Here is a 26,420-nt window from a genome sequence, read left to right as displayed (position 1 = left end):
CTCCTAGATTCTAATTAATTTTAACCGTAACATTTGCTTTTGAAACAATCTGATGACCATGATAAATATCATAATCAATAATAGCTGAACGTCTCGTGTGGTGAATAATCCGAGCCTGAATCCGCAGAGTATCATCTATCTGTACAGCCTGCAAGAAATAAATCAACATCTGTTCAATGATGAGATTACGTCCGCTATTGACAACGAGGTCTTGGGTCATATGGTTGAGGATTTCAGCCAAGACTCCATTAGCAAGGACACCATTTTTCTCCAGCATGAAGGGCTCAACAGTAATAACGACTTCATCATGATGATAAGAGAGTTTTTGCCCGATTTGCTCTGAGAAGGTCGGCAAAGCAGAAACTTGGGAACGGCTCATCTTTTCCATGACATCTCGTCGTGTTACGACACCGAGCAAGGTTTGGTTACTTCTGACAACGGGAACCATCTCAAAATCTTCTGCAATCATTCGTTGACTGACATTGGCAATATTAGTCGCTAAGGCTGTTACGAAGATGCTCCGCGTCATCACCTTGTCAATCGTTGTGCTGGGTGACTTATCTCCCGCATCACGCATGGTAACAACCCCAACAACCACTTGGTGTTGGTTAATAACTGGGAAACGGCTACTTCTGTTCTTACGGACCAAGTCTAGATAGTCTTTGACTGTATCCGTCTCTCTCAAAAAGCCATACTCATGACTCGGACGATAGAGCTTTTCGACTGTTAAAATGTCTGTTTTGATTTGAACATTTGAGAGAGCTTTGTTAATCATGGTTGCGACTGTAAAAGTATCATGCTTACTTCTCAGAACTGGGATACCTTTTTTATTGGCTAGAGTCAATACATCATCTTGGACATGGAAACCTCCAGTCACAAGGACTGCATTTTCATTTTCCAGCGCTAAAAGTTGAATGCGAGTGCGGTCTCCTACGATCAACAGACCACCATCATGGAGATAAGACAGGATATTTTGCTCTGTCATAGCTCCAATGGAGAATTTGCTAAACTCTCTCTCCAACCCTTCCTGACCAGCTAAAACTTCAGAGGAGGTGACTTCAGCAATTTCAGCATAGGTTAGCCTCTCAATAGCCACTTTCTGGGACTTGACCCGTATAGTTCCACTACGTGGCCGAGTTTCAACAATTCCACGATTTTCAGCTTCTTTGATAGCTCGGTAGGCTGTTCCGTCACTAACACCTAGGTGATTGGAAATACTGCGAACGCTAACTCTCTTCCCAATTGGCAACTCTTCCAGATAGGACAAAATTTCCTGGTGTTTACTCATTGAATTCTCCTTTTATGTATCGAAATTCAAGATAGTCCCTCATTTTTCGTGTATAGCGATCGCTCCCCTTAAACTGTCGTACGAGGCTAAAGCCTGATTTTAAGGCTACTTTTTGACTAGCTTGATTCTCCAAATGAGTGATGATGGATAATTGTTTTAAACCAAATTCTTCAAATGAAAGCTGACATAGCTTGGTAACCACTTCTGTCATATAACCTTGTGACCAAGAATCTTTTTTCAAGAAATAACCAATTTCTGCTTCTTTTTTGATTTCATCGATCTTTTCAAATTTAATGGAGCCAATCATTTCTTGATTCCCTTGGAAACAAATTGCCCAAACTCCTAGAGGATTCTTCATAAAATAGTTAGCAAGTGCGTACTGACTTTCTTCCAAACTTGCTTGACTAGGAAAAATAAACTGCAAATTCTCAGGGTTTGAAGCAATGTCGAAAAACGCTTGACTGTCACTAAAAAAGAAAGGACGCAAATACAAGCGCTCCGTTTCAAAAAAAGAAAACATTGCTAATTTGGTCCAAATATTCATAATCACCTCAACGGCTTAGTCTTCAACGAGTGTAATATCTGCTCCAAGGCTACGCAATTTTTCAATAATATCTGAGTAGCCACGAAGGATAAACTCAATATTCGTAATTTCAGTCTGGCCTTGAGCCATCAAACCAGCGATGACAAGTGCTGCACCAGCTCGCAAGTCTGTAGCTTTTACACTTGCCCCGTGTAACTTACGACCACCGTTGTAGATAATGTGATCATTTGTAGTCGTAATATCCGCATCCATTTTTGCTAACTCAAAGACATGATTGACACGTTTCTCATAAATCGTATCAATAATGGTTCCACGACCTTGCGCAGTTAGTAAAAGTGGCGTGATAGGCTGTTGCAAATCAGTTGCAAAACCAGGATAAGGAGCGGTTTTAATATTGATAGCCTTCAAATCGGACTGTTCTTCAACGAAGATACTGTCTTCTGAGACCGTCATACGAACCCCCATTTCCTCTAGTTTAGCGATAAAGCCTTCTAAGTGTTCATAGAGAACGTTGTTAATACGAATTCCTTTTCCTACTGCTGCAGCAAGTGAAATATAGGTTCCTGCTTCGATACGGTCTGGAATAACCTGGTGACGCGTTCCATGAAGTTTCTCAACACCATCAATAATGATAATATCAGTCCCTGCACCACGAATGTGTGCTCCCATGTTATTCAAGAGGGTAGCCACATCGATGATTTCTGGTTCACGGGCCGCATTTTCAATGACAGTACGTCCCTTTGCTTTAACCGCGGCAATCATGGTGTTAATCGTTGCACCAACGCTAACAGTGTCCATGTAAATACTTGCTCCGTGAAGCCCCTTGCCTTGGGCAGATAAATTCATATTATCTCCCTCGTAGCTCACCTTAGCCCCCATAGCTTCAAAGGCTTTTAAGTGAAGGTCAATCGGACGAGGACCCAAATCACATCCACCAGGAAGTCCTACCGTAGCTTCACCAAAGCGCCCTAAAAGACTTCCGTAAAAATAATAAGAAGCACGCAAGCTATTAATCTTGCCATAAGGCATAGGAATGTTTTGAACCCCTCTTGGATCAATCTCCAAGACATCCTCATAACGCTTAACAGTCGCCCCCATAATCTCCATGATTTCGACAAGACTAGCAACGTCTGAAATATCTGGAACACAATCTAAAGTGACAATATCATCTGATAAGATAATAGCAGGAATAAGCGCTACGACACTATTTTTAGCACCACTAATGGTGATCTCACCTTGCAATGGACGTCCACCATTGATGACAATTTTTCTCATGTTTTACTCTTTCAAAATTTACTAAAAAGGTCTTTTCATTCTATTATACCATAATTTTCAGTTTTTTCCCATTCCTATTTACTAAATACCATCTCATTTTGATAAAAAAAGACCTATCACTCAAGCTTTTCAGCCTGAAATGATAGGTTTTAATGTTAGATTAACGTACTGTACGGATACGCATTGTGTTTGTACGGACAGCTTCACCAAGTGGCACACCAGCAACGATAACGATATCATCACCAGATTCAACCAAGCCTTGTTCAACTGCGATCTTTTCAGCAAGATCAAACATATCGTCAGTATTTGAAGGACGTTCAGTTGTTACTGGAATGACACCCCAGTTCAGCATAAGACCGCGTTGAGTCAATTCGTCAAAAGTGATAGCCAAGATATCAGCATTTGGACGGTATTTAGAAATCAAGCGAGCTGTGTGACCAGTTTTAGTAAGGGTAACTACCAACTTGATATTCATTGAGTTAGTTGCATCTTTAACAGCTGATGCCATAACTTCAGTCTTAGAATTACGCGCCAAGTTAACTGATGACAAACGACCGTATTCATTAAGAAGAGTTTGTGCATTCTTGTCAATCGTAGCCATTGTTGTTACTGATTCAAGTGGGTATTTACCGTTTGCAGACTCACCTGAAAGCATTGTTGCGTCAGTTCCGTCGATAACAGCGTTGAATACGTCTGATACTTCTGAACGAGTTGCACGTGGTTTTTCAGTCATTGTTTCAAGCATGTTTGTTGCTGTGATAACAACTTTACCTGCTGCGTTCACTTTAGTGATGATCATTTTTTGGTAAACTGGAACCATTTCGAATGGTACTTCGATACCCATGTCACCACGAGCGATCATGATACCATCAGCAGCTTCAATGATTTCATCCAAGTTATCGATACCTTGTTGGTTTTCGATTTTAGCGAACAATTGAACGTGACCGTTACCAGTTTCTTCACAGATTGCACGAACTTCTTGAACATCTTTTGCAGTACGTACGAATGAGATCGCGATGAAGTTGATACCTTGCTCCAGACCAAAACGGATATCATCGTTATCACGTTCAGCAAGAGCTGGGAAAGGAATCTTGGTGTTAGGGATGTTTACACCTTTTTGCTTAGCAATAATGCCGTCATTTTCAACTACTACTTCAAATTCACGAGCAGCATCGTCTTTAGCGAAAACACGAAGACCTAGTTTACCATCATCAACCAATACTTGGTGACCAACTTCAACATCATCGTAGATATCAAGGGCACCAGCAACGTTCAAAGCAATCACATCACGAGTTGATTTGATACCTTGTTTGGTTGCAACACGGATTTTTTCACCTGTTGTGTATGAATACTCTTTTGCGTCGCCTTCGAACAATTCAGTACGGATTTCAGGACCTTTTGTATCAAGAAGGAAACCAACTTTTTGACCGGCAATTTCTTCTGCACGCTTAACAGTTGCCATACGTTCACCTTGTTCTTGGTGGTCACCGTGTGAGAAGTTGAAACGGAAAGTGTTAGCTCCTGCTTCAATCAATTTAGCAATGTTTTGAGCTGATGCTTCAACATCCAGCTTTTCTCCCCAGTATCCGTCATCACCGAATTTTTTACCACCACGGATTTCTACCGCAGGACCCAAGGTTGCAACGATTTTTACACGTTTGTTCATGATTTTTGTGACTCCTTTATATAATTTGACCTTTAATGGTCATTTTACCAGATTAGTTAAAGTTGATTAGGACAAGCTCTTGTTCAAGTTAGAGAGTTCAAGATCAGCTTTATGTGGGTTGTTTACAACAATCTTACCATCAGCTGTTAAGCTAAACAAAGCTCCCTCTTCTGCTGTTCCAAGAATTGGATTTTCAACCATTTTCTCGTTACGAATACCGACAGCGACACCACCGATTCCTTGTTTAAGAAGTTTAACAGCGTGTGCTCCCATACGTGACGCTAATACACGGTCACGAGCAGTTGGTGATCCACCACGTTGGATATGACCGAGTTCTGTGACACGAAGATCACTTGTGTCTCCTGCTTCTTTCAACTTTTGACCAAACTCAGCTGCTGACATGACACCTTCAGCTAAGACGATGATATTATGCTTTTTACCGTGTTCATATCCAGCTTTGATGCTTGCTACGATGTCTTCCATTTTGAAGCCTTCTTCAGGGATGATGATTTCATCAGCTCCAGTTGCGATACCAGCCCAAAGAGCGATATCACCTGCGTTACGTCCCATTACTTCAACGACGAAAGTACGACGGTGACTTGATGATGTATCACGAATCTTATCGATTGCATCCATAGCAGTAGTTACTGCCGTGTCAAATCCGATTGTAAAGTCAGTACCTACGATATCGTTATCGATTGTACCTGGAAGCCCGATAGCAGGGAATCCATGCTCAGTCAAGCGCATAGCTCCATGATAAGAACCGTCTCCACCGATAACTACGACTCCTTCGATACCATGTTTTTTCAATTGCTCGATCCCTTTAAGTTGACCTTCGAGTTGTGCAAACTCAGGGTAACGAGCAGAGTGAAGGAAAGTACCACCACGTGAAATGATGTCTCCTACTGAAGCAGCATCAAGTGGATAGATTTCACCGGCAACCATACCTGCGTATCCATCGTAGATACCAAATACTTCCATTCCTTCTGAGATTGCTTGACGAACTACCGCACGGATGGCAGCATTCATACCAGGGGCGTCTCCACCACTGGTCAAAACAGCAATACGTTTCATTTGGTTATGCTCCTTTTTCTTTTAACATTCTTACTGATTATACCACATTTAATTGGAAAATTCTTCTATTTTCTGTATTTTTAGCGATAAATCGTTTTCATAACAATTCCCTCTAATTTTTCCTGTAAAAGGGGATCTTTTTTTACAAAATGTTGGGAGGAAACAATTGTTTTCTCTTCCTCAACATACCTGATAATTACAGGAATAGAGCCTTTATGTTGTTCTAGGATAGTTGAAATTTCTTTATCATTATCGTGATTTTTAACTTGAATCCAGAATCGTTCAGCTACTGCTTCTTTCAAATCTTGTGCAATCATTTGCAGACGACCATCTCGAGATTGAACTTTGCCATTGATGTAGTAAAATTTCCCTTCGGATAAAATGGAAGCAAATTTTCTATATTGGTCTGAAAATACAGTTACATCCATCCGAGACTTACTATCATGAACCTGTAGAAAGGCCATACTCTCGCCTTTCTTGGTTCGAATCACTTTAATCTTTTGAATTTCAACTAGGAGAGTGGCTTGAGCTCCCTCGGTTAGATTAGTGATTTGCGTGGTCGGATATAGGGCTTGTTTGGCAAGAGTTTGGAGAGGATGGGGACTGATACCTACCCCAATCAGTTCCTGCTCTTTGTAAAATTTCTCTGCTTCCGTAAAATCATCAGCTTCAGTCCAACTATAATTTGTATCCGCAAAGAGTCCACCCAACTCCTCAACAAAAACAAATAGGTTTGGTAGGTTGACTAGGATTTTCTGGCGGTTCTTGTCAAAGTCATCAAAGAGCCCAAGTTCAATCAAAGGAGACAAAAGCGATAGTTTCTTGTAATTCTTAGGAAGACGTGTGACAAAATCTTCAGTGCTTGAGTAGGGACGATTTTCAATAATCCAGTAAGACAAATCTCTTGGCATGCCTTTAATGGCTTTCAAACCAAGATAGATTGTCTTCTGGGTGATTTTATCATGATAGGGAATGCTGTTGATGGCTAAAGGAGCAACTTCAAATCCCATCTGCAATGCATCTACAATGTAATCACTGCTAGAATAATTCAACATTACTTGAAAGAAAATAGCAGGATAATGTGTCTTGAAATAAGCTAGCTGGAAAGCCAGGGCTGAGTAGGCGTAGGCGTGGGATCTGTTAAATCCATAACTCGCAAACTTTTCCATCACTGCAAAAACTTGGTTGGCCTTTTCTTCTGTATGCCCCAATTTCATAGCTCCTGTGATAAAATCTTCCTTCATCAAATGCATCTCTTTGGCATTTTTCTTACCCATGGCACGTCTGAGAATATCGGCTTTACCAAGGCTAAAGCCTCCAAAGCGCTGAGCAACCTGCATGACTTGCTCTTGATAGAGCATAATGCCATAGGTTGATGACAGAATGTCCTCCAAGGCAGGGTCTAACACCGTCACCTTTTCTTTACCGTGCTTACGAGCGACAAAATTATCAATATAATCACTAGCTCCCGGTCTGTTGAGCGAGGTCGTTGCTACTACCTCTTCAAAGACTTGTGGCTGAACTCGTTTTAAGAGTCGAATGGCGCCAGGTTGTTCAAATTGGAAAATCCCTTTCGTATTTCCAGCTGCAAAGAGGGCCAAGGTTTCTTTATCTTCTAGATCAATTTCTTCGATTTTCAAATGAATACCTTCTGACTCGGCTAGTAATTCCTGCATTTTTTGTACGAAAGTCAGGTTACGTAAACCGAGGAAATCCATTTTTAAAAGGCCATTAGCTTCAACACCATGAGCATCATACTGGGTGATCAGCATATCCTCACCGTATTTGAGTGGGATATAGTCCGTCAGGTCTTGGTCACTCATAACGACCCCAGCTGCATGGATAGAAGTCTGTCGAGGATACCCTTCAATCTTTCGAGCAATCTCAAAAGCTTTTTGATATTCCATTTTGCTATTGATGACCTGCCTAAACTGTAAATTCTTTTCATAGGCTGTCGTTAGCGTATCTCGAAAACTGATTTTTTTCGTAATATTGGTTAATTCGTACTCAGGGACACCATAACGTTTGAAAACATCACGAATTGCCTGTTTTGCTCCAAAAGTCGAATAGGTAACAATCTGTGCCACATGTTGACTACCATACCGATCACGAACATAGCGAATGAACTCCGGCCTATAAAGATCAGGGATGTCGATATCAATATCAGGCATGGTGTATCGCTCACGATTTAAAAAGCGTTCGAAAATCAAGTTCTTTTCAACCGGATCAATTCCTGTAATATCCAGTGAGTAAGCCACCAGACTACCAACCGCAGAACCACGCCCCATTCCCATATAATATCCTTGGGAACGTCCAAAACGGAGCAAATCCCAAACTACAAGGAAATAATCGTCAAAGCCCATATCATGAATCACAGCCAATTCCTCATTCAGTCGCTCATGATAAATAGCTGAGGTTAACTCCTTGTCACTCAAGCCTTGCTCAGCTCTCTCTCTAAGTTCTTCGACCGCTGGTCTTTCAGGATTAAAGCGGGGAAGTTTTAAACTTGGGTCGATTTGATAGCTTACATTCTCTATCAGACCTTGGAGATTGGCAAGCGCCTGAGGGAAGCGATTTTTAAACCGTGCTTCCAAGTCTGAGGCAGGTAAAAAAATCCCTTGTTGTGAATGTACATCCACTTCTCTCAGACTGACATTGTCCTTGACTGCTGACAAGATTTGTAAAACTTGAATATCTTCTTTTTCAAAAGAATTGACTTGATAGAGTGGAAGAATGGGCCTAGTAAAGACTTCTTGAGGAGTATCTGGACTGACACCGATAAAATAATCATGCTCCAAATCCAGCTGTTCGACCCCATTAAAATAGGGAACAATAATAGCAACATCTTCGAGGTGGGAGGTGAAGTCAGACCAATTTTTCCGTCCAGTCATTTTTAAAGTGGATAACTTCATCAACTCTTGATAACCTTTAGTGGATAGGGCTAGAAAACGTAGAGAGAGATTCTCCTCATCTTTGACCAAGGTCATTTCTAAACCAATTAAAGGTTGAATGCCATGCTTACGAGTTGCTTCTAGAAAATGATAGGCTCCATAGAGATTATCCACATCCATGATAGCAAGGTGAGAATAGCCGTATTCTTTAGCCATTTGTACATATTTTTCAATCGAAACCACACTTTCCATAAAACTATAAACAGTCTTGGTGTCGAGCTGTGCAATCATTTCTTCTCCTCCTTGCTTTCGTTTTACTACTATTATACCATTTTAAGTTGGATATTGAAGTAACTCTGCACTTTCTTTTCAATATCATCAGTTACAAACTTCTTCTCTTCTTAGTTGTAAATTCTTTATTTTTCAAAGGAAGGAAGGAAGGAAGGAAGGAAATAAAAAATTAATATTATATAATAGTTTTAAATGTAAATTTAGATATATTTATACCAAACGAAGTATAATAAAGATAGGAGTTATATGCAGTTTTACATATAAAAATCTCTAGAAAAAGGCTTACTTCTATGGTATTTATTCAGTATTTTATAATAACTTACCAAATAGATATGCTGGTTTAAGAAATTTATTTCATTTAAGTTTATTTATTCCATTTTTCCCTCTTTTTTGATATAATAAATCCAGTCTGTTTTCAAAGGAGAGAAACATGCGTTTTAATCAATTCAGCTACCAACCAACCACTAGTTCTCAACGATTTGAAGAATTAGAAGATCTTGGTCTAAAGCTGTCACCCCAACTGTCCTTAAAAAGACAGTTTGAAGACTTCATTCGTTGGAGTTTTTTCACTTATTCTAACACGGATTATGCCTTATCGACTTTGGCTGCGGATAAAGAAACAGATTTAGTAACTTTTTTCCAGTCAGACCGTGAGTTAACTGCGGAGATTTTCTACACAGTAGTTTTTCAACTTTTAGGATTTAGCTATCTTGTTGACTTTGAGAATGCTGAACAGTTTCGTAAAGAAACTGGTTTTCCTATTGTTTATGGAGATCTCATTGAAAATCTTTATCAGTTACTCAATACGAGAACGAAAAAAGGAAATACGCTCATCGATCAGCTTGTTAGTGATGGACTCATTTCAGAAGATAATCACTACCACTACTTTAACAGTAAGAGCTTGGCAACATTCACTACTCATGATGTCATTCGTGAAGTCGTGTATGTCGAGAGTCGTGTGGATACTGATAACGACGGTCTCCCTGACTTAGTCAAGGTCAGCATTATTCGCCCGCGTTATGATGGTCAAGTACCTGCTCTTATGACTGCCAGCCCTTATCACCAAGGGACCAACGACAAAGCCAGTGACAAGGCTCTCTACAAAATGGAAGGGGAGCTTGAGGTCAAACTGCCCCACACCATTGAACTTGAGGAACCTAAGCTGAATTTAGTTGAACCTCATGCTCAAGCAGAAGTCGTCTCAGAAGCTGAAGAAAAGCTATCTCATATCAATAGCTCATATACTCTAAATGACTACTTCCTCCCACGTGGATTTGCCAATCTCTATGTATCGGGTGTTGGTACCAGGGATTCCCAAGGGCTCATGACCAATGGTGACTACCAGCAGATTGAGGCCTATAAAAATGTCATTGACTGGCTCAATGGTCGTTGCCGTGCTTTCACGGACCACACGCGCAAACGCCAAGTCAAAGCTGACTGGTCAAACGGGAAAGTCGCAACAACAGGTATTTCCTATCTAGGTACCATGTCCAATGGTCTCGCCACCACTGGTGTTGATGGCTTAGAAGTCATCATCGCTGAAGCAGGTATTTCCTCTTGGTACAACTACTATCGGGAAAATGGTCTAGTGACCAGCCCAGGGGGCTATCCAGGTGAGGATTTTGACTCACTTGCTGAATTGACCTACTCTCGCAACCTCCAAGCCGGTGACTATATTCGTGGCAATGAAGCTCATCAAGCAGACTTAGAAAAGGTTAAAGAGAAACTCGATCGCAAGACTGGTGACTACAATCAGTTTTGGCATGACCGCAACTATCTGCTCAATGCTCACAAGGTTCAAGCTGAGGTCGTCTTTACGCATGGTTCCCAGGATTGGAACGTCAAACCTCTTCATGTTTACCAGATGTTTCATGCCCTTCCTAGCCATATCAATAAGCACCTCTTTTTCCATCATGGTGCCCATGTCTATATGAACAACTGGCAGTCGATCGACTTCCGCGAGTCCATGAATGCCTTGTTGAGTAAGAAATTGTTAGGACTTGACTCAGGTTATCAACTTCCGACTATTATCTGGCAGGACAACTCCGAACCGCAAACATGGCAGAGTCTTGATGACTTTGGCAAACAGGATGAACTGCATACCTTTTCTCTTGGTAATGAGGAAAAAGTGATTCAAAACCACTATGAACTAGAAGATTTTGAGCGTTATGGAAAAACTTACCAGACCTTCAACACCGAACTTTACCAAGGTAAAGCCAATCAGATCACCATTGACCTTCCAGTAAGTCAAGACCTTCACTTAAATGGGCGAGTGGCGCTGAAACTTCGTGTCAAATCGAGTACGAACAAGGGCTTATTATCCGCCCAACTGCTAGAACTTGGACAAAAGAAATATCTGCAGCCTTATCCAGCTGTTTTAAGTGCTAGAACCATTGATAATGGTCGTTACCACATGTTAGAAAATCTCTGTGAACTACCATTCAACCCAAGTGACCAACGTGTCATCACCAAAGGCTACCTAAATCTTCAAAATCGAACCAATCTCTTGACGATTGAAGAAATCCAACCAAATGAATGGATGGACTTCAAGCTAGAGCTTCAACCAACTATCTACAAACTTAAAGAAGGAGATACTCTCCGTTTGGTTCTCTATACAACAGACTTTGAGATTACAATTCGAGATAATACAGACTATCAGTTGACTGTTGATTTAGCACAGTCTAGTCTTATCCTACCTTGTCAAAAGGTATAATCTACCAGACTTTCAATATGGAAGTATTCAAAGGAAAAGTCAATGAAATAGACCATTGAACTTCCTATAACCAAAGTTTTCTACTTGAACAGTCGAATCAAACATAAACTTTGTATCAAATTCAGTTCATCTAAAAGCATTATAGAAGCCCCTAGATAGAACTTGGACAAAAGATACTCCCTCTAACCAACATGTGTAACCATTTATCATACACGCTACCAGACCACATGTTGGAAATCTCTGTGAATTAACATTTAGAGTGAATTCACAAAACGCCGTGACAAAAAGCTACCCAAATTGAATGATTCACTGTCATTAAAGAACATCAATGTAGATGAACGGATTGCTACCCAGTTTATCTGCACGCAACTAGTGACAAAGTTAAAAGAAGGAGAATCTCTCCATCTAGTTCTTTATCCTACTGACTGCGAAATCATCATACGTGACAATACCGCCTACCACCCGACTGACGTTATCGTTCAGTCCACGCTACTGTACCTTGTAAAAGGAGTACTTACTTTATGAACAAATCAGAACACAGACACCAACTTATCCGCGCCCTCGTTTCAAAAAACAAAATCCATACACAAGCTGAATTACAAGCCTTATTAGCGGAAAATGATATCCAAGTGACTCAGGCTACTCTATCACGCGATATCAAAACCATGAACCTTTCAAAAGTGCGCGAAGAGGATAATTCTTACTATGTGCTAAATACAGGGTCTATCTCCAAATGGGAAAAACGTCTTGAAAACTATATGGAAGATGCTCTTGTTATGTTGCGTCCGGTGCAACACCAAGTTATTTTGAAAACTTTACCCGGTTTAGCCCAATCATTTGGATCTGTAATTGATTCCTTGGCCTTTCCAGATGTCGTTGCAACTCTTTGTGGAGACGATGTCTGCATGATTATCTGTGAAGATGCTACAAAAGCGCAGGCTTGTTTTGAGAGTCTTAAAAAATATGCGCCACCATTTTTCTTTAGTGAATAAAACAAATCCCGTGATTAAAAGATCACGGGAATTTTTTATTTCTTTGACTGTGTTTCTTCTTTCTTTGTACGCGCCAATCGAAGAGCACGTTTAGGATTGAGACGATTAAACAATTCTTCTAGTTTCTTTTCATTCCACACATCTGCTGCAGAAACAAAATTGCCATCTGCATCTCGGAATGATATCGGTTTATCTCCCATATCAATCTCCTAGTCTACAAATTCAAACTCAAATTTACCGATGCGGACCAAGTCGCCATCTTTGGCGCCACGTGCACGAAGGGCTTCGTCAACCCCCATACCACGAAGCTGACGGGCAAACTTCATGACCGATTCGTCACGGTCAAAGTTGGTCATGTTAAAGAGTTTCATTAGTTTTTCACCAGAAAGTACCCATGTCGCATCATCATCACGACTAATCTCAAAGGCTTTTTCTTCCTCGTCAAAGCCATAGTAAGTCTCTTCTTCCATATCGGATTCATCATAAATCGGGAATTCTGGAGTCTTGTCTAACAATTCAGCTGTCGCGTCCAAAAGAGTCGCCAACCCTTGCTTGGTCAATCCAGAAATTGGGAAGATGGCTGGGAGTTCCTCAAACTCGTCGTAGTTTGCTGCCAACTTTTCCTTGAAAGTTTTAAGATTTTCCTGACTTTCAGGCATATCCATCTTGTTGGCTACGATAATCTGTGGACGTTCCATGAGACGAAGGTTATAGGATTCTAATTCCTTATTAATAGCAAGGTAATCCTCATAAGGATCACGTCCTTCGCTAGCTGACATATCGATGACATGGAGGATAACTCGAGTGCGTTCGATATGACGAAGAAACTGGGTTCCAAGACCAACACCTTGACTAGCCCCTTCAATCAAACCTGGAAGATCTGCTACTGCAAAAGATTCACCTGACTGCGTACGAACCATACCCAAATTAGGGACAATCGTCGTAAAGTGGTAAGCACCGATTTTTGGCTTAGCTGAAGTGATGACACTAAGCAAAGTTGACTTGCCGACAGATGGGAAACCGACCAAGCCGACATCCGCTAGAATCTTCAATTCCAGTTGCAACTCGCGTTCTTGTCCTGGTTCTCCATTCTCAGAGATTTCAGGTGCAGGATTTTTGGGAGTGGCAAAACGGATATTTCCACGACCACCTCGACCACCATGAGCCACGATAAACTCTTGACCATGTTCAATCAAGTCTGTAATGACTTTACCTGTTTCCGCATCACGTACAGTAGTTCCCTGTGGTACGCGAACACGAAGATCTTCTGCACCACGTCCGTGCATTCCTTTGGTCATCCCTTTTTCACCAGAATCAGCCTTGAAATGACGGTTATAGCGGAAATCCATCAAGGTACGTAAGCCTTCGTCTACCACGAAAACAACGTTTCCTCCACGTCCACCATCACCACCCCAAGGACCGCCATTAGGGACATATTTTTCACGGCGAAAGGCAACCATGCCATCGCCACCATTACCAGCCTTGACCTTAATCTTGGCTGTATCTAAAAACATACTCATATTTTCTTCTCACTTTAAAAAGGCTGGGGAGAACCCAGTCATTAGTTATTGTTTCTATCCTCGTAGCTTGCTTAGAATCTACTAAAAGCTCCTAGCGCAGTTGCAAAGATACCAGCAAGGGTTACAAACAACATGATGAGCACGACAACAAGTGTCACCTTTTCAAACAAAGTTTTTTTACGTTTTCCGTTATCTCCAAAAGCCATAACTTCTCCTTTTTCTATATAATTTTAATTTAATATTCTGTTGAAACTGGTGCAATCAACCATAAAATGATATAAGCAAGGACTCCTGTCCCATAACAAAATGCAAGAACAGCCCAAATGACACGAACAATTGTTGGATCGATATCAAAATAATGAGCAACTCCTGCGCATACTCCACCAATTTTTTGATCTTTCCCGCTTCTCATTAATTTTTTCATTTTTTCTTCCTCTTATTCTATTATTTGAATTCGTCTCTCCAATAATCTCTGATGCTAGACAATTGTTTTCGTGACGCTCTTAAAATACGCTTGGATTCTTTTACTGGGCTTGTAACAGCCTGTTGAGGTAGATAGAGAATCGTTTTTAAAAAGCGCTGAGTGACAGGTTGTCCATCATGTAGCTCATGTTCAAAGTTATTTGAGATAATGGCATCAAGGTAAAACTCATGAACTCGTTTCCCAAAATTTTCAGCCGAAATCTCGTACAACTTATCCGCCAACTTTTGTTCAGACATATCAGGAGTAGCGATCAATGCTTCAAGGATAGCGCCCGCAAGCTCTCGTTCTCCATAGTAAAGGGTACCAAACATTTTATCATTGATCAGATTTTCAAGATAGGGGTTGCCATGAGCGATAACAGGTGTTCCACTGGCTAGACTTTCTAGATAGGTTAAGCCTTGAGTTTCACTCGTAGAGGCTGAAATAAAGAAATCAGCTGCTTTATAGTACAAGGCTGTCTCACTTGGAGCAATCATACCTGTAAAAATCACATGTTTTTGTATGTTTAATTTCCGTGCTTGTTCTTTCAGACTGTCCAGATAAGGTCCGTCTCCAGCAACAACCAACTTCACCTTGTCTTCTTCTTTCAAAACCTGTTCAAAGGCAGCTAAAACTGCTTGGATATTTTTCTCATAAGAAATACGCGAAAGGCTCAGCAGCATTTTCTCGCCTTCCTGAATACCTAACTTCGAGCGAAGCTCTAGTAAGTTTTCCTCTTTGATCTCAGGTCGTTCAAACTTAGCCAGCTCAATTCCAGTTGGGATGACACGCTTTTCAACCTTGACTTTGTATTTAGATAAAAGGTCACGAACAATCTCACTAGGGCAAATCACGCCATCTACATCATGAAGGAAGCCACGCACCAAATATTTTACCATACTCGGACGAATTAGCATGCCCTTAGCAATGTAATGCACATAGTCTTCATACTGGGTATGGTAGGTATGAATAACTGGAATTTTCAATTCTCTCGCAATCCAAATCCCTAACAAACCAAGTGAAAATTCTGTCTGGGTATGAATAATATCGAGTTGATACTGCTTGGCAATTTCAAGCGCCTTTGTAAAACCTCGGTAGGCAAATCGTCGATCCTTAAATGCAAAGAAAGGGACACTCGGAATGCGAATAATTTGCCAATCCTCGTATCGGTTTACGTCTTTATCAGTCGTTGTAAAGATAAAAACTGCATGCCCCTGCTTTTCAAGCTCAGTTTTCAAAGTCCGAATACTAGTCGCGACCCCGGAAACCTGAGGGAAATAGGTATCTGTAAATAAACCAATTCGCATAAATTACCTCACTTTTTGCCCAAAGCAGCCTGTTCTCGATAAAATTTTAACCAGATTTCCAACAAATGCTCCTCAGAGTACTCTTTGGAGATCTCGCGAGCTTTTTCTTTCAAGTCCTTTAAGGCTTCAGGGTCATTCTTGTATTCTAGGATTGCTTCTCTCATCTCGGAAACATCACTTGTAGCACGATAATTCCCATCAAGAATAACCTTATACAGATCCAAATCTCTTAACATAATAGGAGCCTCGCAACTAGCGGCCTCTAAAATGGTCATAGGGAATAATTCATTGTAACTTGGTAGCAAGAATAGATCCGCCATAGCGTAAAGTTCCCGCATCCGTTCCGGTGACACAATCCCAGGGAAAATAAGATTTTCAGGTGGATTGTCCATTATCTTCTTGTAGCGTTCATAACCATCTGTCATCCCACCAAATGAAAAACCACCTGCCCAGATAAAGGTAATTTCTGGCAATTCCTTAGCAAGACGGATAAAATCATCAATTCCTTTACGTTTCTGAACCTGACCCGCACCGATTACGACAAACTGATCTTCCGCAAGATCCATTTCCTTCCGGAGTTGTGCAACCTGTTCAGCTGGTAATGGATGCCATTTTTCTTTGTTTACAAAGTTTGGAATATAAGTTACTTTTTCACGTGGAATGCCAGCAGCCACTAAATCCTCGATAAACATGGGATTGACCACCACCAAGTGTTCCATTCGGTTGTAAAAGGAAAAAACATAGCGTTTGACAATTCCTTTTAGGAAAAATGGAATCTTCAAACTCCCCTCAAGCGTATCAGGCAAAAAATGCACATAGCCAATTTTTCTCCCAGAGCGTTTCTTTTGGAAAGTAGATAAATAATAAGGGAAATCAATGGTGTGAAAATGAGTTACATCCGCTTCTACAGGAAGATTCTCTGTAACAATCAACTGGTCTTTGGCATCGCGGTGAAGGAGACTAACCAATTCTCGATAAGCTCCTGACACTCCTTGACCAGCTACTTTTTCACTTGAACTTAGCATATTAATACGCAATTTTTCGTTTTCCATACCTTTCATTATACCATTTTATTTCCAGAAAATCAGCAAAAGAAAGAAGAGACCAAAGGAAAAAGGATAAAATTACCTTATTTTCCAATCGTCTCTCGCATTTTTCTTAGTCTTTATTTAATTCCTAGGGCGATACGCGCGTATCGGCTCATTTTTTCAACCGTCCAAGCTGGATACCAGACCAATTTAACTTCGGTATTTGTTACCTCAGGCACATCTGTCATCGCATCATGTATCTGGTCTGTCAAAAGGTCAGCCAGTGGGCAGCCCATAGTTGTCAAGGTCATATCAATTTCAGTGTGACCTGTTTCACCATCAAAACGAATTTCATAAATCAAACCTAGGTTGACAATATCAATCCCCAACTCAGGGTCGATGACTTCTTCCAAAGCATTTAAAATGCGTGTTTTGATCGTTTCAATTTGCTCTTCTGTATAAGCCATGTTATTCCTCACTCTTAGTCTTCAATAAAATCACGAAGGGGTTTACTGCGACTTGGTTGACGCAATTTTCTCAAAGCCTTAGCCTCAATCTGACGGATACGCTCACGAGTCACGTTAAAGACTTTACCAACATCTTCAAGAGTACGCATTTTCCCATCATCTAGCCCGAAACGAAGGCGCAGAACGTTTTCTTCACGGTCTGTAAGAGTATCCAAAACCTCATCCAACTGCTCACGCAAAACGATACGAGTTGTGTAGTCTACTGGATTTTCAATCACTTCGTCTTCGATAAAGTCCCCAAGATGACTATCGTCCTCTTCACCGATCGGTGTTTCAAGTGATACTGGTTCTTGGGCAATCTTTAGGATTTCACGGACCTTGTCAGGTGTCATATCCATACGCTCAGCAATTTGTTCAGGAGTTGGATCTTGCCCCAATTCTTGAAGGAGATTCCGCTGTTCACGGACAAGCTTGTTAATGGTTTCTACCATGTGGACAGGGATACGAATAGTACGTGCCTGGTCAGCGATGGCACGGGTAATCGCCTGACGAATCCACCAAGTTGCGTACGTAGAAAACTTAAATCCTTTTGAATAGTCAAACTTGTCAACAGCCTTCATCAAGCCCATGTTTCCTTCTTGGATCAAATCCAGAAATTGCATGCCACGCCCTACGTAGCGCTTAGCGATAGAAACCACCAAACGAAGGTTGGCTTCTGCAAGACGTTGTTTGGCTTCGATATCACCAGCCTCAACTGCTAGGGCCAATTCTTTTTCCTCTTCGTTGGTCAAGAGAGGAACGACCCCGATTTCCTTCAAATACATACGGACTGGGTCATTGACCTTGGCAGAAGTTGAGCCAATCAAGTCCTCATCACTGAGTTCTGGCTCTTCTTCTGCACTAAGCACACGCGCGCTTGGATTTCCTTCGTTGTCTGTGATAGAAATTCCAGCATCCTGAATCCGTTGCAAAAGGTCTTCAATGCCATCTGCATCAAGGGCAAAAGGAATAACCAGACTTGAATTGATTTCATCATCTGTTGCTGTTCCTGTTTTTTTGTGGTTACGGATAAAGTCTGCTACTTGCACATCAAATGTGGTTACTTCTTTTTGTTTTGTTGCCATTATTACTCCATTCTTCTCTTTTGGGAAATCAATCGTTGCAATTCTTCCAAGGCTGTGTCTGTATCTCCTACATGACTAGCTTCCTGCACTTTCTTTTTAATTCGTAAGTTGTCCTTGCTGAGGAGAGCACGGTTTCGAGTCGCTTCGACTTCCATTAGCTCTTGAGGCGACATTTCAGCTGGCAAATCCAAGCTAAGCACGTGGTACCAAGCATTTTCAACCTCAGGCGTCTGATGAGAAAGCTCCTCTGAGCCAATTTCTCCCTGCTCACTTAATAATTCGTAAAGAATCTGAAATTCTGGGGTATCAAAGAAAAAATCTTCTCTTAATCGGTAGTCATTTAGAACAACTGGATTCTCAGCCATTCTATAAAGGAGATGAGCCTCTGCTCTCATGACTGCTGTCAGTTGCCGCGTTACAGGTATACTAATCGCTGCTGGAGGTTGCTCCTCTTTGACTCTTTCCTGCCTCTGAACAATGCGACTTTCATTTACAATCTGCTCCACCTGCTGGTAATCAAAAGAAGGTAGATTATCCGCCAGAATGTGGATATAAGAATTCTGGGCAGTGATAGACTTTTCTTTGGCGATTAGGGGCGCAATCTTTTCAATGAACTCAATTTGCGCCTGCAAGTTATCACTATTATCAGGCTTGAGCTGGTGAATATAGAACTCTATAGGACTGATACGAGTCTTGGTTAAAAGGTAAGCCAGGTCTTCAGCAGAATTCTTTTGCAAATACTCATCTGGGTCCATGGCATCAGGTACTCGAACAACCTCCACTGAGAAGTCTTTTAACTCCTCTAGAGCCTTGGCTGTTGCTGCCTGCCCTGCCTTGTCGCCATCATAGCTGAGAACAATTTTTTTGGTAAAGCGTTTGAGGTGGTCAACATGCTCCTTGCTTAAGGCTGTTCCCATGGAAGCCACAGAATTTTCTATACCAGCACGGTAGGCTGCGATCACATCCATGAAGCCTTCCATCAGATAGAGCTCTGTAATCTTACCTGTTCCCTTTTTTGCCTTGTCCAAATGATACAATTCGTAACTCTTGTTAAAAATTGCAGTCGAGCGACTATTTTTATATTTGGCAGTCTGACTGTCAGTTTCTTGCCAGATACGACCTGAAAATGCAATGACCTGTCCCTTGTCATTGGTCAAAGGAAAGATGATCCGTCCAAAAAAAGTATCATAAAATTGATTACCATCTGACAGATAAAACAAGCCCGAATCCAATAAATCCTTTTCCTCAAACTTGTCAGCCAAACGTTGATAGAGATAAGTTCTCTCTGCTGGAGCTAGTCCAATCTGGAAGTGCTTCAGAACATCGTCTGTCAATCCGCGTTTGTAGAGATAAGCCCTTGCTTCTTCTCCCATCTTTGTCGTCATGAGGATGGCATGGTAAAAACGGGCAGCTTCTTCATGCATATCATATAGAGCTTGATGAGGGGAAGCTTGTTGGGGACGAGACTGAACAGGCATAGCTAGTTGAATACCGACGCGCTCTCCTAAGAGTTGAACGGCTTCCATAAAGGACACGCCTTGGTATTCTTCGATAAACTTAAAGACATCTCCTGAACGACCACAGCCAAAACAGTGATAAAACTGCTTGTCCTCAACTACGTTGAAAGAGGGGGTCTTTTCACCATGAAAAGGACAGAGCCCTAAATAGTTCCGTCCAGCCTTCTGTAAAGAAATCACATCACCTATGACTTCCACAATGTTGGCATTGTTTTTGATTTCTTCAATGACTTGCTTGTCAACCATACACAATACCTCCATCTTATCATAGTTTCACGTAAACTAGTATAGCTTATTTCTGAAAAAAAGTAAACCATTTCATACGCTTTCCGTAATTCTCTTTGCCTTATTTTTCCAGATAGAAAGAGGAGATAAAAAACTCAGAAACACTTCCATGCTTCTAAGTTTCTCTTCTCTATTTTTTGATGATTATTTAACTCATCTATTCAAATAATTGATAGTAGTCTGAAATTTTCATCTTAGCTTTTTCTTCTTTATTGAGGTCTTGGATAATACGACCTTCCTTCATGACAATCAGACGATTGCCATACTTCAGTGCATCTTCCATATGGTGGGTAATCATCAAGGCTGTCAGATGATCCTTACTGACAAAGTCATCTGTTAACTCCATCAAAGCAACACTGGTCTTTGGGTCGAGAGCTGCTGTGTGTTCATCCAACAAGAGCAACTCTGGTCGCTTCAAGGTTGCCATCAAGAGACTCAAGGCCTGACGTTGACCACCTGATAGAAATTCAATAGGAGTGTCCAGATGTTTTTCAAGACCATTTCCAACCTTTTCAATGGTAGTCTGGAACTCTTCTCTATGGCTTGAAAGTCTCCTAGGAAGGAGTCCTCTCTTCTCACCACGAAACTTGGCAATTAAGAGATTTTCCGCCACCGTCATACGGGGAGCCGTCCCCATCTTAGGATCTTGAAAGACACGAGACAAGTACTTAGCCCGCTTTTCAGGTGAAAAATGCGTCACATCCTCGCCCATGATACGGATACTTCCACTTGTTAAAGGTAAGGTACCTGCAATCGTGTTAAAAAGCGTTGACTTCCCTGCTCCATTTCCCCCTAGGATGGTAATGAAATCATGTTCGAAAATTTCAAGAGAAACATCATTCAGAATGATTTTTTCCTCATCAAAGCCATTCGTGATGACTTTGGTAGCATTTTTTAATTCTACAATTGCTGTCATTTGCTAAACTTGACTCCTTTCAGGTATTTGCTTTTGAAGGTTGGAATCATAAGGCAAACTGCCAAAATCAAGGCGCTGTACAAACGAAGATAACTTGTATTAAACCCAAGAGCAATCACTCCCCAAACGAGGAACTGATAAGCGATAGAGCCAACGACGATGGTCATGAGTCGCTCTGCCAGGGTCAAACTCTTGAACAAAACCTCACCAATAATCAAGCTAGCAAGCCCTACGACAATCACGCCAATTCCTCGAGAAACATCTGCATATCCTTCTTGTTGAGCAATTAAAGCCCCTGCAAGCGCGATAATCCCATTTGAGAGAACCAAGCCCATGAGTTCCATACGTCCCGTATTGATACCAAAGCTACGAGCCATATCAGGATTGTCACCTGTAGCGATGTAGGCCTGACCTAGTTTGGTATCAAGGAAAAAGAGCATGAGACCAATAACAAGAGCTACAAAGATTAATCCAGTCAGGAGTTGGTTAAGGTCTGAATCGAAAGGCAAGACATCCTGAATTTGCTTGGTTCCAAGAAGCCCCAGATTGGCACGTCCCATAATCATGAGCATGATGGAATGGCAAGAAGTCATGACCAGAATCCCTGATAAGAGGGTTGGGATTTTTCCTTTGGTATATAAGAGACCGGTCGCCATTCCAGCTAGACAACCCGCTCCTACTGCAGCTAGGGTTGCTAAAAATGGGTTGACTCCCTGTGTTATCAAGGTTACAGCTACTGCTCCCCCAAGAGGAAAAGAACCTTCAGTAGTCATATCAGGGAAATTCAAAATTCGAAAAGTCATAAAGATTCCCAAACCTAAAATCGCCCAGACCATCCCCTGAGAAATAATGGATACTATCATAATCTTTCACTCATTTCTTTCTTTAGTAAAAATGGGAGGAGATGTGCCCAGCTCCTCCTTTATCTTTATTCAATCACTTGTCCTGCTTCTTTTAGAACGGACTCAGGAATGGTGATACCAAGTTCCTGCGCTAGTTTTTTGTTAATCACTGACTTACCAGTTGAAAATACATTAACTGGCGTATCAGCTGGTTTTTCACCTTTCAAAACTTTGGCAATCATCTTACCAGTAGCCACTCCAAGATCGTGTTGGTCAACTACTACAGATGCTAATCCACCTGCTTCTACCATGGCAGTAGCACTTGGGTAGATTGGCTTTTTAGCTGTTTGGTTGCTTGAAACAACTGTTGAGAATGCTGATGCGATGGTGTTGTCAATTGGAACCCAAATCGCATCAACCTTACTTGTCATGACATTAACTGTTGAAGCAATTTCATTGGTTGATGGAACGGCAAATGTTTCGACTGTCAAACCTGCTTTTTCAGCATAAGCCTTGAATTCTTCTACCTGTGTTTTTGAGTTATCTTCGCTACTTGAGTAAAGAGCACCGATTGTTTTGACATTTGGTGTCAAAGTTTTAATCAATTCCACTTGCTGTTCAGCTGGGTTGTGGTCTGACACCCCTGTAATGTTGCCACCTGGTTTTTTCAAATCTTTGACCAAGTTAGCACCGATTGGGTCTGTAATAGCAGCCATGATAACTGGTAGATCTTTAGTAGCACTTGCAAGTCCTTGAGCTGCTGGTGTTGCAATCCCAACAACTACATCGTTTCCATTTGCTACCAATTGTTTACTCATGGTTGCAACCTTGCTCTGATCGCCTTCAGAGTTCATAAAGTCGATTTTTACTTGGTCGTCCTTATAGCCTTCTTCAGCTAGTCCATCTTGAATTCCTTGGTAAATCAAGTCCAAGGATGGGTGACTAACAAATTGAAGGACACCAACCTTAGCGACCTTTTGCTCTTCTTTAGCTGCTGGCTTGTTCATTGATGAATAAATCAAGCTAGCCACCACCAATACTGCTAATCCAGCGACAATTCCAATCAAACGTTTATTTTTCATTTTTCTTTCTCCTTAATTCTTTTACCTTAACTTTTTAAATCACATCATCAAGCGATGCCATCGTTTAAATTCCAATATCTTTCCTCCCCACAGAAAAAGTCCTCACACAAAAAACTTGTGTGAGGACGTCGATGCGCGGTACCACCTCAATTATAGGGAATATCCCTATCGCTCTTTCTCGCAATAACGAGTTGCACTGTAAGGTGTGCTCACCGAATTTTTATGATTTCAAATTCTTAAGTACATTCAGCCCAATTTCATCAATTTCATCTATCTGCTTTCACCAACCACAGACTCTCTAAAAAATGAGCAAGATTACTTTCTGAATGTTTAAATTATATCATTTTTCAACTACTTGTCAAGCTTATTTTTAGAATTTTTTAAACAATTCAAAAACTTCCCCTTGAAAAAAGAGGAAGTTTGTAGAATATCAGCCTGAATTACGTAAACCAGTTGCAATTCCGTTGATAGTTGTATGGATTAATTTTTCTTCGTCTGCCGACAATTCGCCGCGACGTTGACGTTTGATCAACTCCAACTGGATGTAGTTCAGGATATTAAAGTAAGGCATACGATAGTTTAGACTGTCTTTTAGATAAGAGTTTTCTGCCAAGAGTTCGTCATAACCTTCGATAGCTAAAATAACGTCCTTAGTCAACTGCCATTCATCTAAAATAGTGTAGTAGATAGCTTGTACTTCTTCGTCTTCACAGAGCTTGGCATATTCAAAAGCAATGTTCATGTTAGACTTAGACAAGACCATGTCTACATTGGAAAGCAAAGATTGAAAGAAAGGCCAGTTTTGGTACATGTCACGAAGAAACTCGATATTCTTCGGATCTTGATCTATAAATTCTTTAAAGCTTGATCCCACTCCGTACCATCCAGGGAACATGACACGGCTTTGTGACCATGAGAAGACCCAAGGGATAGCACGCAAACCGCCAATTTCAGTGATGGTCTTACGAGCTGCTGGACGCGAACCGATATTGAAGCTTGAAATAGCCTTGATTGGACTTGATTCAAAGAAATAGTCATAGAAATGTTCATTTCCAAAAACCAAATCACGGTAGATATCATAACTACGGTCTACTACTTGATCCATGATAGCTTCGTAACGATTTGACGTATTGATATCACTCTTCTTCTTGGTAATCATGCGGTTAATAGCTGCAGAAACCAGCATCTCAAGGTTGTAATAGGCTGCATCTTTGTTACCGTATTTGTTGCCAATGACTTCTCCTTGCTCAGTCAGACGGATACGGTCCTTAATAGACTTGAGTGGTTGAGATGTGATGGCTTCATAAGTTGGTCCACCACCACGACCCACAGTACCACCACGACCATGGAAGAAAGTAACCTTAACGCCAAATTCATCCCCAATAGCAGTCAGTTGTTGTTGAGCTTTATAGAGAGTCCAACATGATGACAGGTAACCACCGTCTTTGTTACTATCAGAGTAGCCAAGCATGATTTCTTGGTAGTTGTCTTTTGAAGCAATCCATTTTTTAGCCAAAGGAAGAGAGAAATATCTTCTCATGGTTTCTTCTGAGTGATCCAAATCTTCAATCGTTTCAAAGAGGGGAACAATCTGAACGCGGGCTTTTTGGGCATCCACCAAGCCGACTTCCTTAAGCATAATGGCTAGTTCAAGCATATCGGATACACTGGTTGCGTGAGAAATGATGGTTTGACGAATAACATTTTCACCCAGTTTATCCTTCAACTTGCGCGCAGCTTTAAAGATAGAGAGTTCTTTTTCAAGCAGTTCTGACTTTTCAGCATGAGTCGCTGAGAGGATACGAGGATCTTCTTCCAACTCTTTTAAGAGGAGGGCACATTTTTCGTCTTCAGAAAGGTCGCTATAATGGTCGTTAATACCAGCTGATGCTAGCAATTCAGCCACACAGGCTTCGTGAACACTAGAATCCTGGCGCATATCAATAGAAGCAAGGTAGAAACCAAAAATTTCGACAGCTTGCATCAACTCGACAAATTCTCCTGAAATCAGGTATTCCCCTTTGTTTTCAAGGAGAGAATCACGAATGGCCAACAAATCTTGATAAAATTCATCTGCAGTGGCATATCTAGGTTGAAGGTCCTTGTCTTCAATGAGATAAGCCTTGGTTGCCTGCATCTTAGCTTGGATGTCAAAGAGGGCACGACGATAGAGTTCTTTTTCGCGATAAATGGAGTTATCTTGTGACTTCAGTGCCATCTCACGAACCTTGTCGCTGACATTCACGATGCTGGTTGAAAGTGAAAATTCACGATAAAGATTATAAATCTTTTCATCATAGTAGTTCATGATGACTTCACACTGGGTCAAGGCTGATTTGTTTAGAGTTTCCGCAGTTACGAAAGGATTTCCATCACGGTCTCCTCCTATCCACATCCCCATAGTAATCGGTTTTGGATGTTGGAGCTCGATACCTTGTTCTTTAGCCAATTTTTTATACTCAGCTGTCAAACGCGGAACAGCATTCAGGAAAGAACTTTGGTAATACTCCATCACATTGGTGATTTCGTTGGTTACTTTCAATTTCTTCTCACGAATCATGTCCGTTTGCATGATAATTTCAATGTAACGACGGAGATCTGTGTGCCATTTTTCTTTATTAATCAAGCCGAGTTTGACATCACGGTACTTGCGCAAGAGCGTATGGATGTGGTTGGTCAAATCCAGCATACTCTTGCGTTGTACTTGTGTTGGATGGGCGGTCAAGACAGGAACGACATTTAACTTTTCTAAAATTTCGGCTGCATTTTCTTTTTCAGCTACCATCTTAATCGTTGTAGATAGTTTTCCTAAATAGTCTTGGTCCACATTGTTTTGGTGATTGATTTCATAGGCCAAATCCACATCCTCAGAGATATTAATCAAAAGTGGAAGGATAGAGAAATAGCGTGAAATGTAAATCATTTCTTCGTTCGAAAGACTGGTCACTAGGTCATTGAGCCCTTGATAATTCTCGCTAGTTGATAATTCCTTCAACTGGATAATCTTTTCAAAGGTTTCTGGCGCCAGCATATTTTTTGTGATATCTTCTAATAGCTCAGTCAGAATCAAGACTTCTTCTTGGACGACTGCTTTATTACTATAGTTTTCTAATTTTTGAAGAGACATATACTTTC

General features: G+C 41.1%; 21 protein-coding genes and 1 other annotated feature. Of the genes, 2 read left to right on the top strand and 19 right to left on the bottom strand.

Translation table 11 applies throughout. The features are described 5' to 3' along the window. Window positions 1–10 precede the first annotated feature (10 nt). The 6 genes from spxR to FD735_RS04160 all read right to left on the bottom strand — a co-directional run bounded on the left by spxR (window position 11) and on the right by FD735_RS04160 (window position 9,029). A complete protein-coding gene (gene spxR, locus FD735_RS04185) occupies window positions 11–1,288 on the bottom strand; it encodes a CBS-HotDog domain-containing transcription factor SpxR (protein ID WP_049479010.1) in 1,278 nt (425 codons plus the stop codon). Beyond that, the gene (locus FD735_RS04180; RefSeq protein ID WP_049479009.1) at window positions 1,281–1,832 is read right to left on the bottom strand and encodes a GNAT family N-acetyltransferase; all 552 of its coding nucleotides are present in this window, start codon (window positions 1,830–1,832) and stop codon (window positions 1,281–1,283) included. The genes spxR and FD735_RS04180 overlap by 8 nt, the downstream gene beginning before the upstream one ends. Before the next feature lie 15 nt (window positions 1,833–1,847). Beyond that, window positions 1,848–3,107, bottom strand: coding sequence for a UDP-N-acetylglucosamine 1-carboxyvinyltransferase (locus FD735_RS04175; RefSeq protein WP_001227109.1), 1,260 nt, complete (start codon window positions 3,105–3,107; stop codon window positions 1,848–1,850). Between the two features lie 160 nt (window positions 3,108–3,267). Further along, window positions 3,268–4,773 (bottom strand): pyruvate kinase, encoded by a 1,506-nt coding sequence (gene pyk / locus FD735_RS04170; RefSeq protein WP_139658562.1) that lies wholly within the window; start codon window positions 4,771–4,773, stop codon window positions 3,268–3,270. Window positions 4,774–4,839: 66 nt separating this feature from the next. Beyond that, a complete protein-coding gene (pfkA, locus tag FD735_RS04165) occupies window positions 4,840–5,847 on the bottom strand; it encodes a 6-phosphofructokinase (RefSeq protein WP_139658561.1) in 1,008 nt (335 codons plus the stop codon). A gap of 80 nt (window positions 5,848–5,927) precedes the next feature. Then, the gene (locus tag FD735_RS04160) at window positions 5,928–9,029 is read right to left on the bottom strand and encodes a DNA polymerase III subunit alpha (RefSeq protein WP_139658560.1); all 3,102 of its coding nucleotides are present in this window, start codon (window positions 9,027–9,029) and stop codon (window positions 5,928–5,930) included. A 430-nt stretch (window positions 9,030–9,459) separates the two neighbouring features. Here FD735_RS04160 and FD735_RS04155 point away from each other — a divergent pair, with 430 nt between their 5' ends. Beyond that, window positions 9,460–11,742, top strand: a complete 2,283-nt coding sequence (locus FD735_RS04155) for a Xaa-Pro dipeptidyl-peptidase (RefSeq protein WP_139658559.1) — start codon at window positions 9,460–9,462, stop codon at window positions 11,740–11,742. Window positions 11,743–12,263: 521 nt separating this feature from the next. Beyond that, window positions 12,264–12,734, top strand: coding sequence for an arginine repressor (locus tag FD735_RS04150; protein WP_049477502.1), 471 nt, complete (start codon window positions 12,264–12,266; stop codon window positions 12,732–12,734). A 35-nt stretch (window positions 12,735–12,769) separates the two neighbouring features. On the opposite strand, the gene FD735_RS04145 is transcribed toward FD735_RS04150, so the two are convergent. The 13 genes from FD735_RS04145 to ppc all read right to left on the bottom strand — a co-directional run bounded on the left by FD735_RS04145 (window position 12,770) and on the right by ppc (window position 26,412). Then, window positions 12,770–12,934, bottom strand: coding sequence for a hypothetical protein (locus FD735_RS04145; RefSeq protein ID WP_000502578.1), 165 nt, complete (start codon window positions 12,932–12,934; stop codon window positions 12,770–12,772). A gap of 9 nt (window positions 12,935–12,943) precedes the next feature. Next, a complete protein-coding gene (gene obgE, locus FD735_RS04140; RefSeq protein ID WP_000061638.1) occupies window positions 12,944–14,254 on the bottom strand; it encodes a GTPase ObgE in 1,311 nt (436 codons plus the stop codon). Window positions 14,255–14,325: 71 nt separating this feature from the next. Then, on the bottom strand, window positions 14,326–14,460 hold the full coding sequence (locus tag FD735_RS04135) for a DUF4044 domain-containing protein (RefSeq protein ID WP_000863851.1): 135 nt from the start codon (window positions 14,458–14,460) through the stop codon (window positions 14,326–14,328). 29 nt (window positions 14,461–14,489) lie between these two features. Continuing rightward, on the bottom strand, window positions 14,490–14,678 hold the full coding sequence (locus FD735_RS04130) for a PspC domain-containing protein (protein WP_000735790.1): 189 nt from the start codon (window positions 14,676–14,678) through the stop codon (window positions 14,490–14,492). A 20-nt stretch (window positions 14,679–14,698) separates the two neighbouring features. Continuing rightward, a complete protein-coding gene (locus tag FD735_RS04125) occupies window positions 14,699–16,024 on the bottom strand; it encodes a glycosyltransferase family 4 protein (RefSeq protein ID WP_139658558.1) in 1,326 nt (441 codons plus the stop codon). A gap of 8 nt (window positions 16,025–16,032) precedes the next feature. Further along, window positions 16,033–17,076 (bottom strand): glycosyltransferase family 4 protein, encoded by a 1,044-nt coding sequence (locus FD735_RS04120; protein ID WP_176553057.1) that lies wholly within the window; start codon window positions 17,074–17,076, stop codon window positions 16,033–16,035. Window positions 17,077–17,189: 113 nt separating this feature from the next. Further along, window positions 17,190–17,519 (bottom strand): metal-sulfur cluster assembly factor, encoded by a 330-nt coding sequence (locus tag FD735_RS04115; RefSeq protein ID WP_000331930.1) that lies wholly within the window; start codon window positions 17,517–17,519, stop codon window positions 17,190–17,192. A gap of 14 nt (window positions 17,520–17,533) precedes the next feature. Further along, the gene (gene rpoD / locus FD735_RS04110; RefSeq protein WP_000201890.1) at window positions 17,534–18,643 is read right to left on the bottom strand and encodes an RNA polymerase sigma factor RpoD; all 1,110 of its coding nucleotides are present in this window, start codon (window positions 18,641–18,643) and stop codon (window positions 17,534–17,536) included. Window positions 18,644–18,645: 2 nt separating this feature from the next. Continuing rightward, window positions 18,646–20,406, bottom strand: a complete 1,761-nt coding sequence (gene dnaG, locus FD735_RS04105; protein ID WP_139658557.1) for a DNA primase — start codon at window positions 20,404–20,406, stop codon at window positions 18,646–18,648. Window positions 20,407–20,602: 196 nt separating this feature from the next. Beyond that, window positions 20,603–21,361: an ABC transporter ATP-binding protein gene (locus tag FD735_RS04100; protein ID WP_049505730.1), complete on the bottom strand. Its 759-nt coding sequence runs from the start codon at window positions 21,359–21,361 to the stop codon at window positions 20,603–20,605. Further along, entirely contained in the window at window positions 21,358–22,224 is an 867-nt protein-coding gene (locus tag FD735_RS04095) for an ABC transporter permease (RefSeq protein ID WP_000637255.1), read from the bottom strand. The genes FD735_RS04100 and FD735_RS04095 overlap by 4 nt, the downstream gene beginning before the upstream one ends. 65 nt (window positions 22,225–22,289) lie before the next feature. Then, a complete protein-coding gene (trpX, locus tag FD735_RS04090) occupies window positions 22,290–23,285 on the bottom strand; it encodes a tryptophan ABC transporter substrate-binding protein (protein WP_000792183.1) in 996 nt (331 codons plus the stop codon). A 118-nt stretch (window positions 23,286–23,403) separates the two neighbouring features. Next, window positions 23,404–23,619: a binding site (T-box leader), on the bottom strand. Between the two features lie 96 nt (window positions 23,620–23,715). Beyond that, window positions 23,716–26,412, bottom strand: a complete 2,697-nt coding sequence (gene ppc, locus FD735_RS04085; protein WP_139658556.1) for a phosphoenolpyruvate carboxylase — start codon at window positions 26,410–26,412, stop codon at window positions 23,716–23,718. Window positions 26,413–26,420 lie beyond the last annotated feature (8 nt).

The organism is Streptococcus sp. 1643 (genome assembly GCF_006228325.1).
Lineage (GTDB): Bacteria > Bacillota > Bacilli > Lactobacillales > Streptococcaceae > Streptococcus.
This window is presented reverse-complemented; position numbering and strand designations above follow the sequence as displayed.

Bases quoted from the DNA above. Each gene is read 5' to 3' on its own strand.
- spxR (WP_049479010.1), bottom strand. From the start codon at position 1,288: ATGAGTAAACACCAGGAAATTTTGTCCTATCTGGAAGAGTTGCCAATT.
- FD735_RS04180 (WP_049479009.1), bottom strand. From the start codon at position 1,832: ATGAATATTTGGACCAAATTAGCAATGTTTTCTTTTTTTGAAACGGAG.
- FD735_RS04175 (WP_001227109.1), bottom strand. From the start codon at position 3,107: ATGAGAAAAATTGTCATCAATGGTGGACGTCCATTGCAAGGTGAGATC.
- pyk (WP_139658562.1), bottom strand. From the start codon at position 4,773: ATGAACAAACGTGTAAAAATCGTTGCAACCTTGGGTCCTGCGGTAGAA.
- pfkA (WP_139658561.1), bottom strand. From the start codon at position 5,847: ATGAAACGTATTGCTGTTTTGACCAGTGGTGGAGACGCCCCTGGTATG.
- FD735_RS04160 (WP_139658560.1), bottom strand. From the start codon at position 9,029: ATGATTGCACAGCTCGACACCAAGACTGTTTATAGTTTTATGGAAAGT.
- FD735_RS04155 (WP_139658559.1), top strand. From the start codon at position 9,460: ATGCGTTTTAATCAATTCAGCTACCAACCAACCACTAGTTCTCAACGA.
- FD735_RS04150 (WP_049477502.1), top strand. From the start codon at position 12,264: ATGAACAAATCAGAACACAGACACCAACTTATCCGCGCCCTCGTTTCA.
- FD735_RS04145 (WP_000502578.1), bottom strand. From the start codon at position 12,934: ATGGGAGATAAACCGATATCATTCCGAGATGCAGATGGCAATTTTGTT.
- obgE (WP_000061638.1), bottom strand. From the start codon at position 14,254: ATGAGTATGTTTTTAGATACAGCCAAGATTAAGGTCAAGGCTGGTAAT.
- FD735_RS04135 (WP_000863851.1), bottom strand. From the start codon at position 14,460: ATGGCTTTTGGAGATAACGGAAAACGTAAAAAAACTTTGTTTGAAAAG.
- FD735_RS04130 (WP_000735790.1), bottom strand. From the start codon at position 14,678: ATGAAAAAATTAATGAGAAGCGGGAAAGATCAAAAAATTGGTGGAGTA.
- FD735_RS04125 (WP_139658558.1), bottom strand. From the start codon at position 16,024: ATGCGAATTGGTTTATTTACAGATACCTATTTCCCTCAGGTTTCCGGG.
- FD735_RS04120 (WP_176553057.1), bottom strand. From the start codon at position 17,076: ATGGAAAACGAAAAATTGCGTATTAATATGCTAAGTTCAAGTGAAAAA.
- FD735_RS04115 (WP_000331930.1), bottom strand. From the start codon at position 17,519: ATGGCTTATACAGAAGAGCAAATTGAAACGATCAAAACACGCATTTTA.
- rpoD (WP_000201890.1), bottom strand. From the start codon at position 18,643: ATGGCAACAAAACAAAAAGAAGTAACCACATTTGATGTGCAAGTAGCA.
- dnaG (WP_139658557.1), bottom strand. From the start codon at position 20,406: ATGGTTGACAAGCAAGTCATTGAAGAAATCAAAAACAATGCCAACATT.
- FD735_RS04100 (WP_049505730.1), bottom strand. From the start codon at position 21,361: ATGACAGCAATTGTAGAATTAAAAAATGCTACCAAAGTCATCACGAAT.
- FD735_RS04095 (WP_000637255.1), bottom strand. From the start codon at position 22,224: ATGATAGTATCCATTATTTCTCAGGGGATGGTCTGGGCGATTTTAGGT.
- trpX (WP_000792183.1), bottom strand. From the start codon at position 23,285: ATGAAAAATAAACGTTTGATTGGAATTGTCGCTGGATTAGCAGTATTG.
- ppc (WP_139658556.1), bottom strand. From the start codon at position 26,412: ATGTCTCTTCAAAAATTAGAAAACTATAGTAATAAAGCAGTCGTCCAA.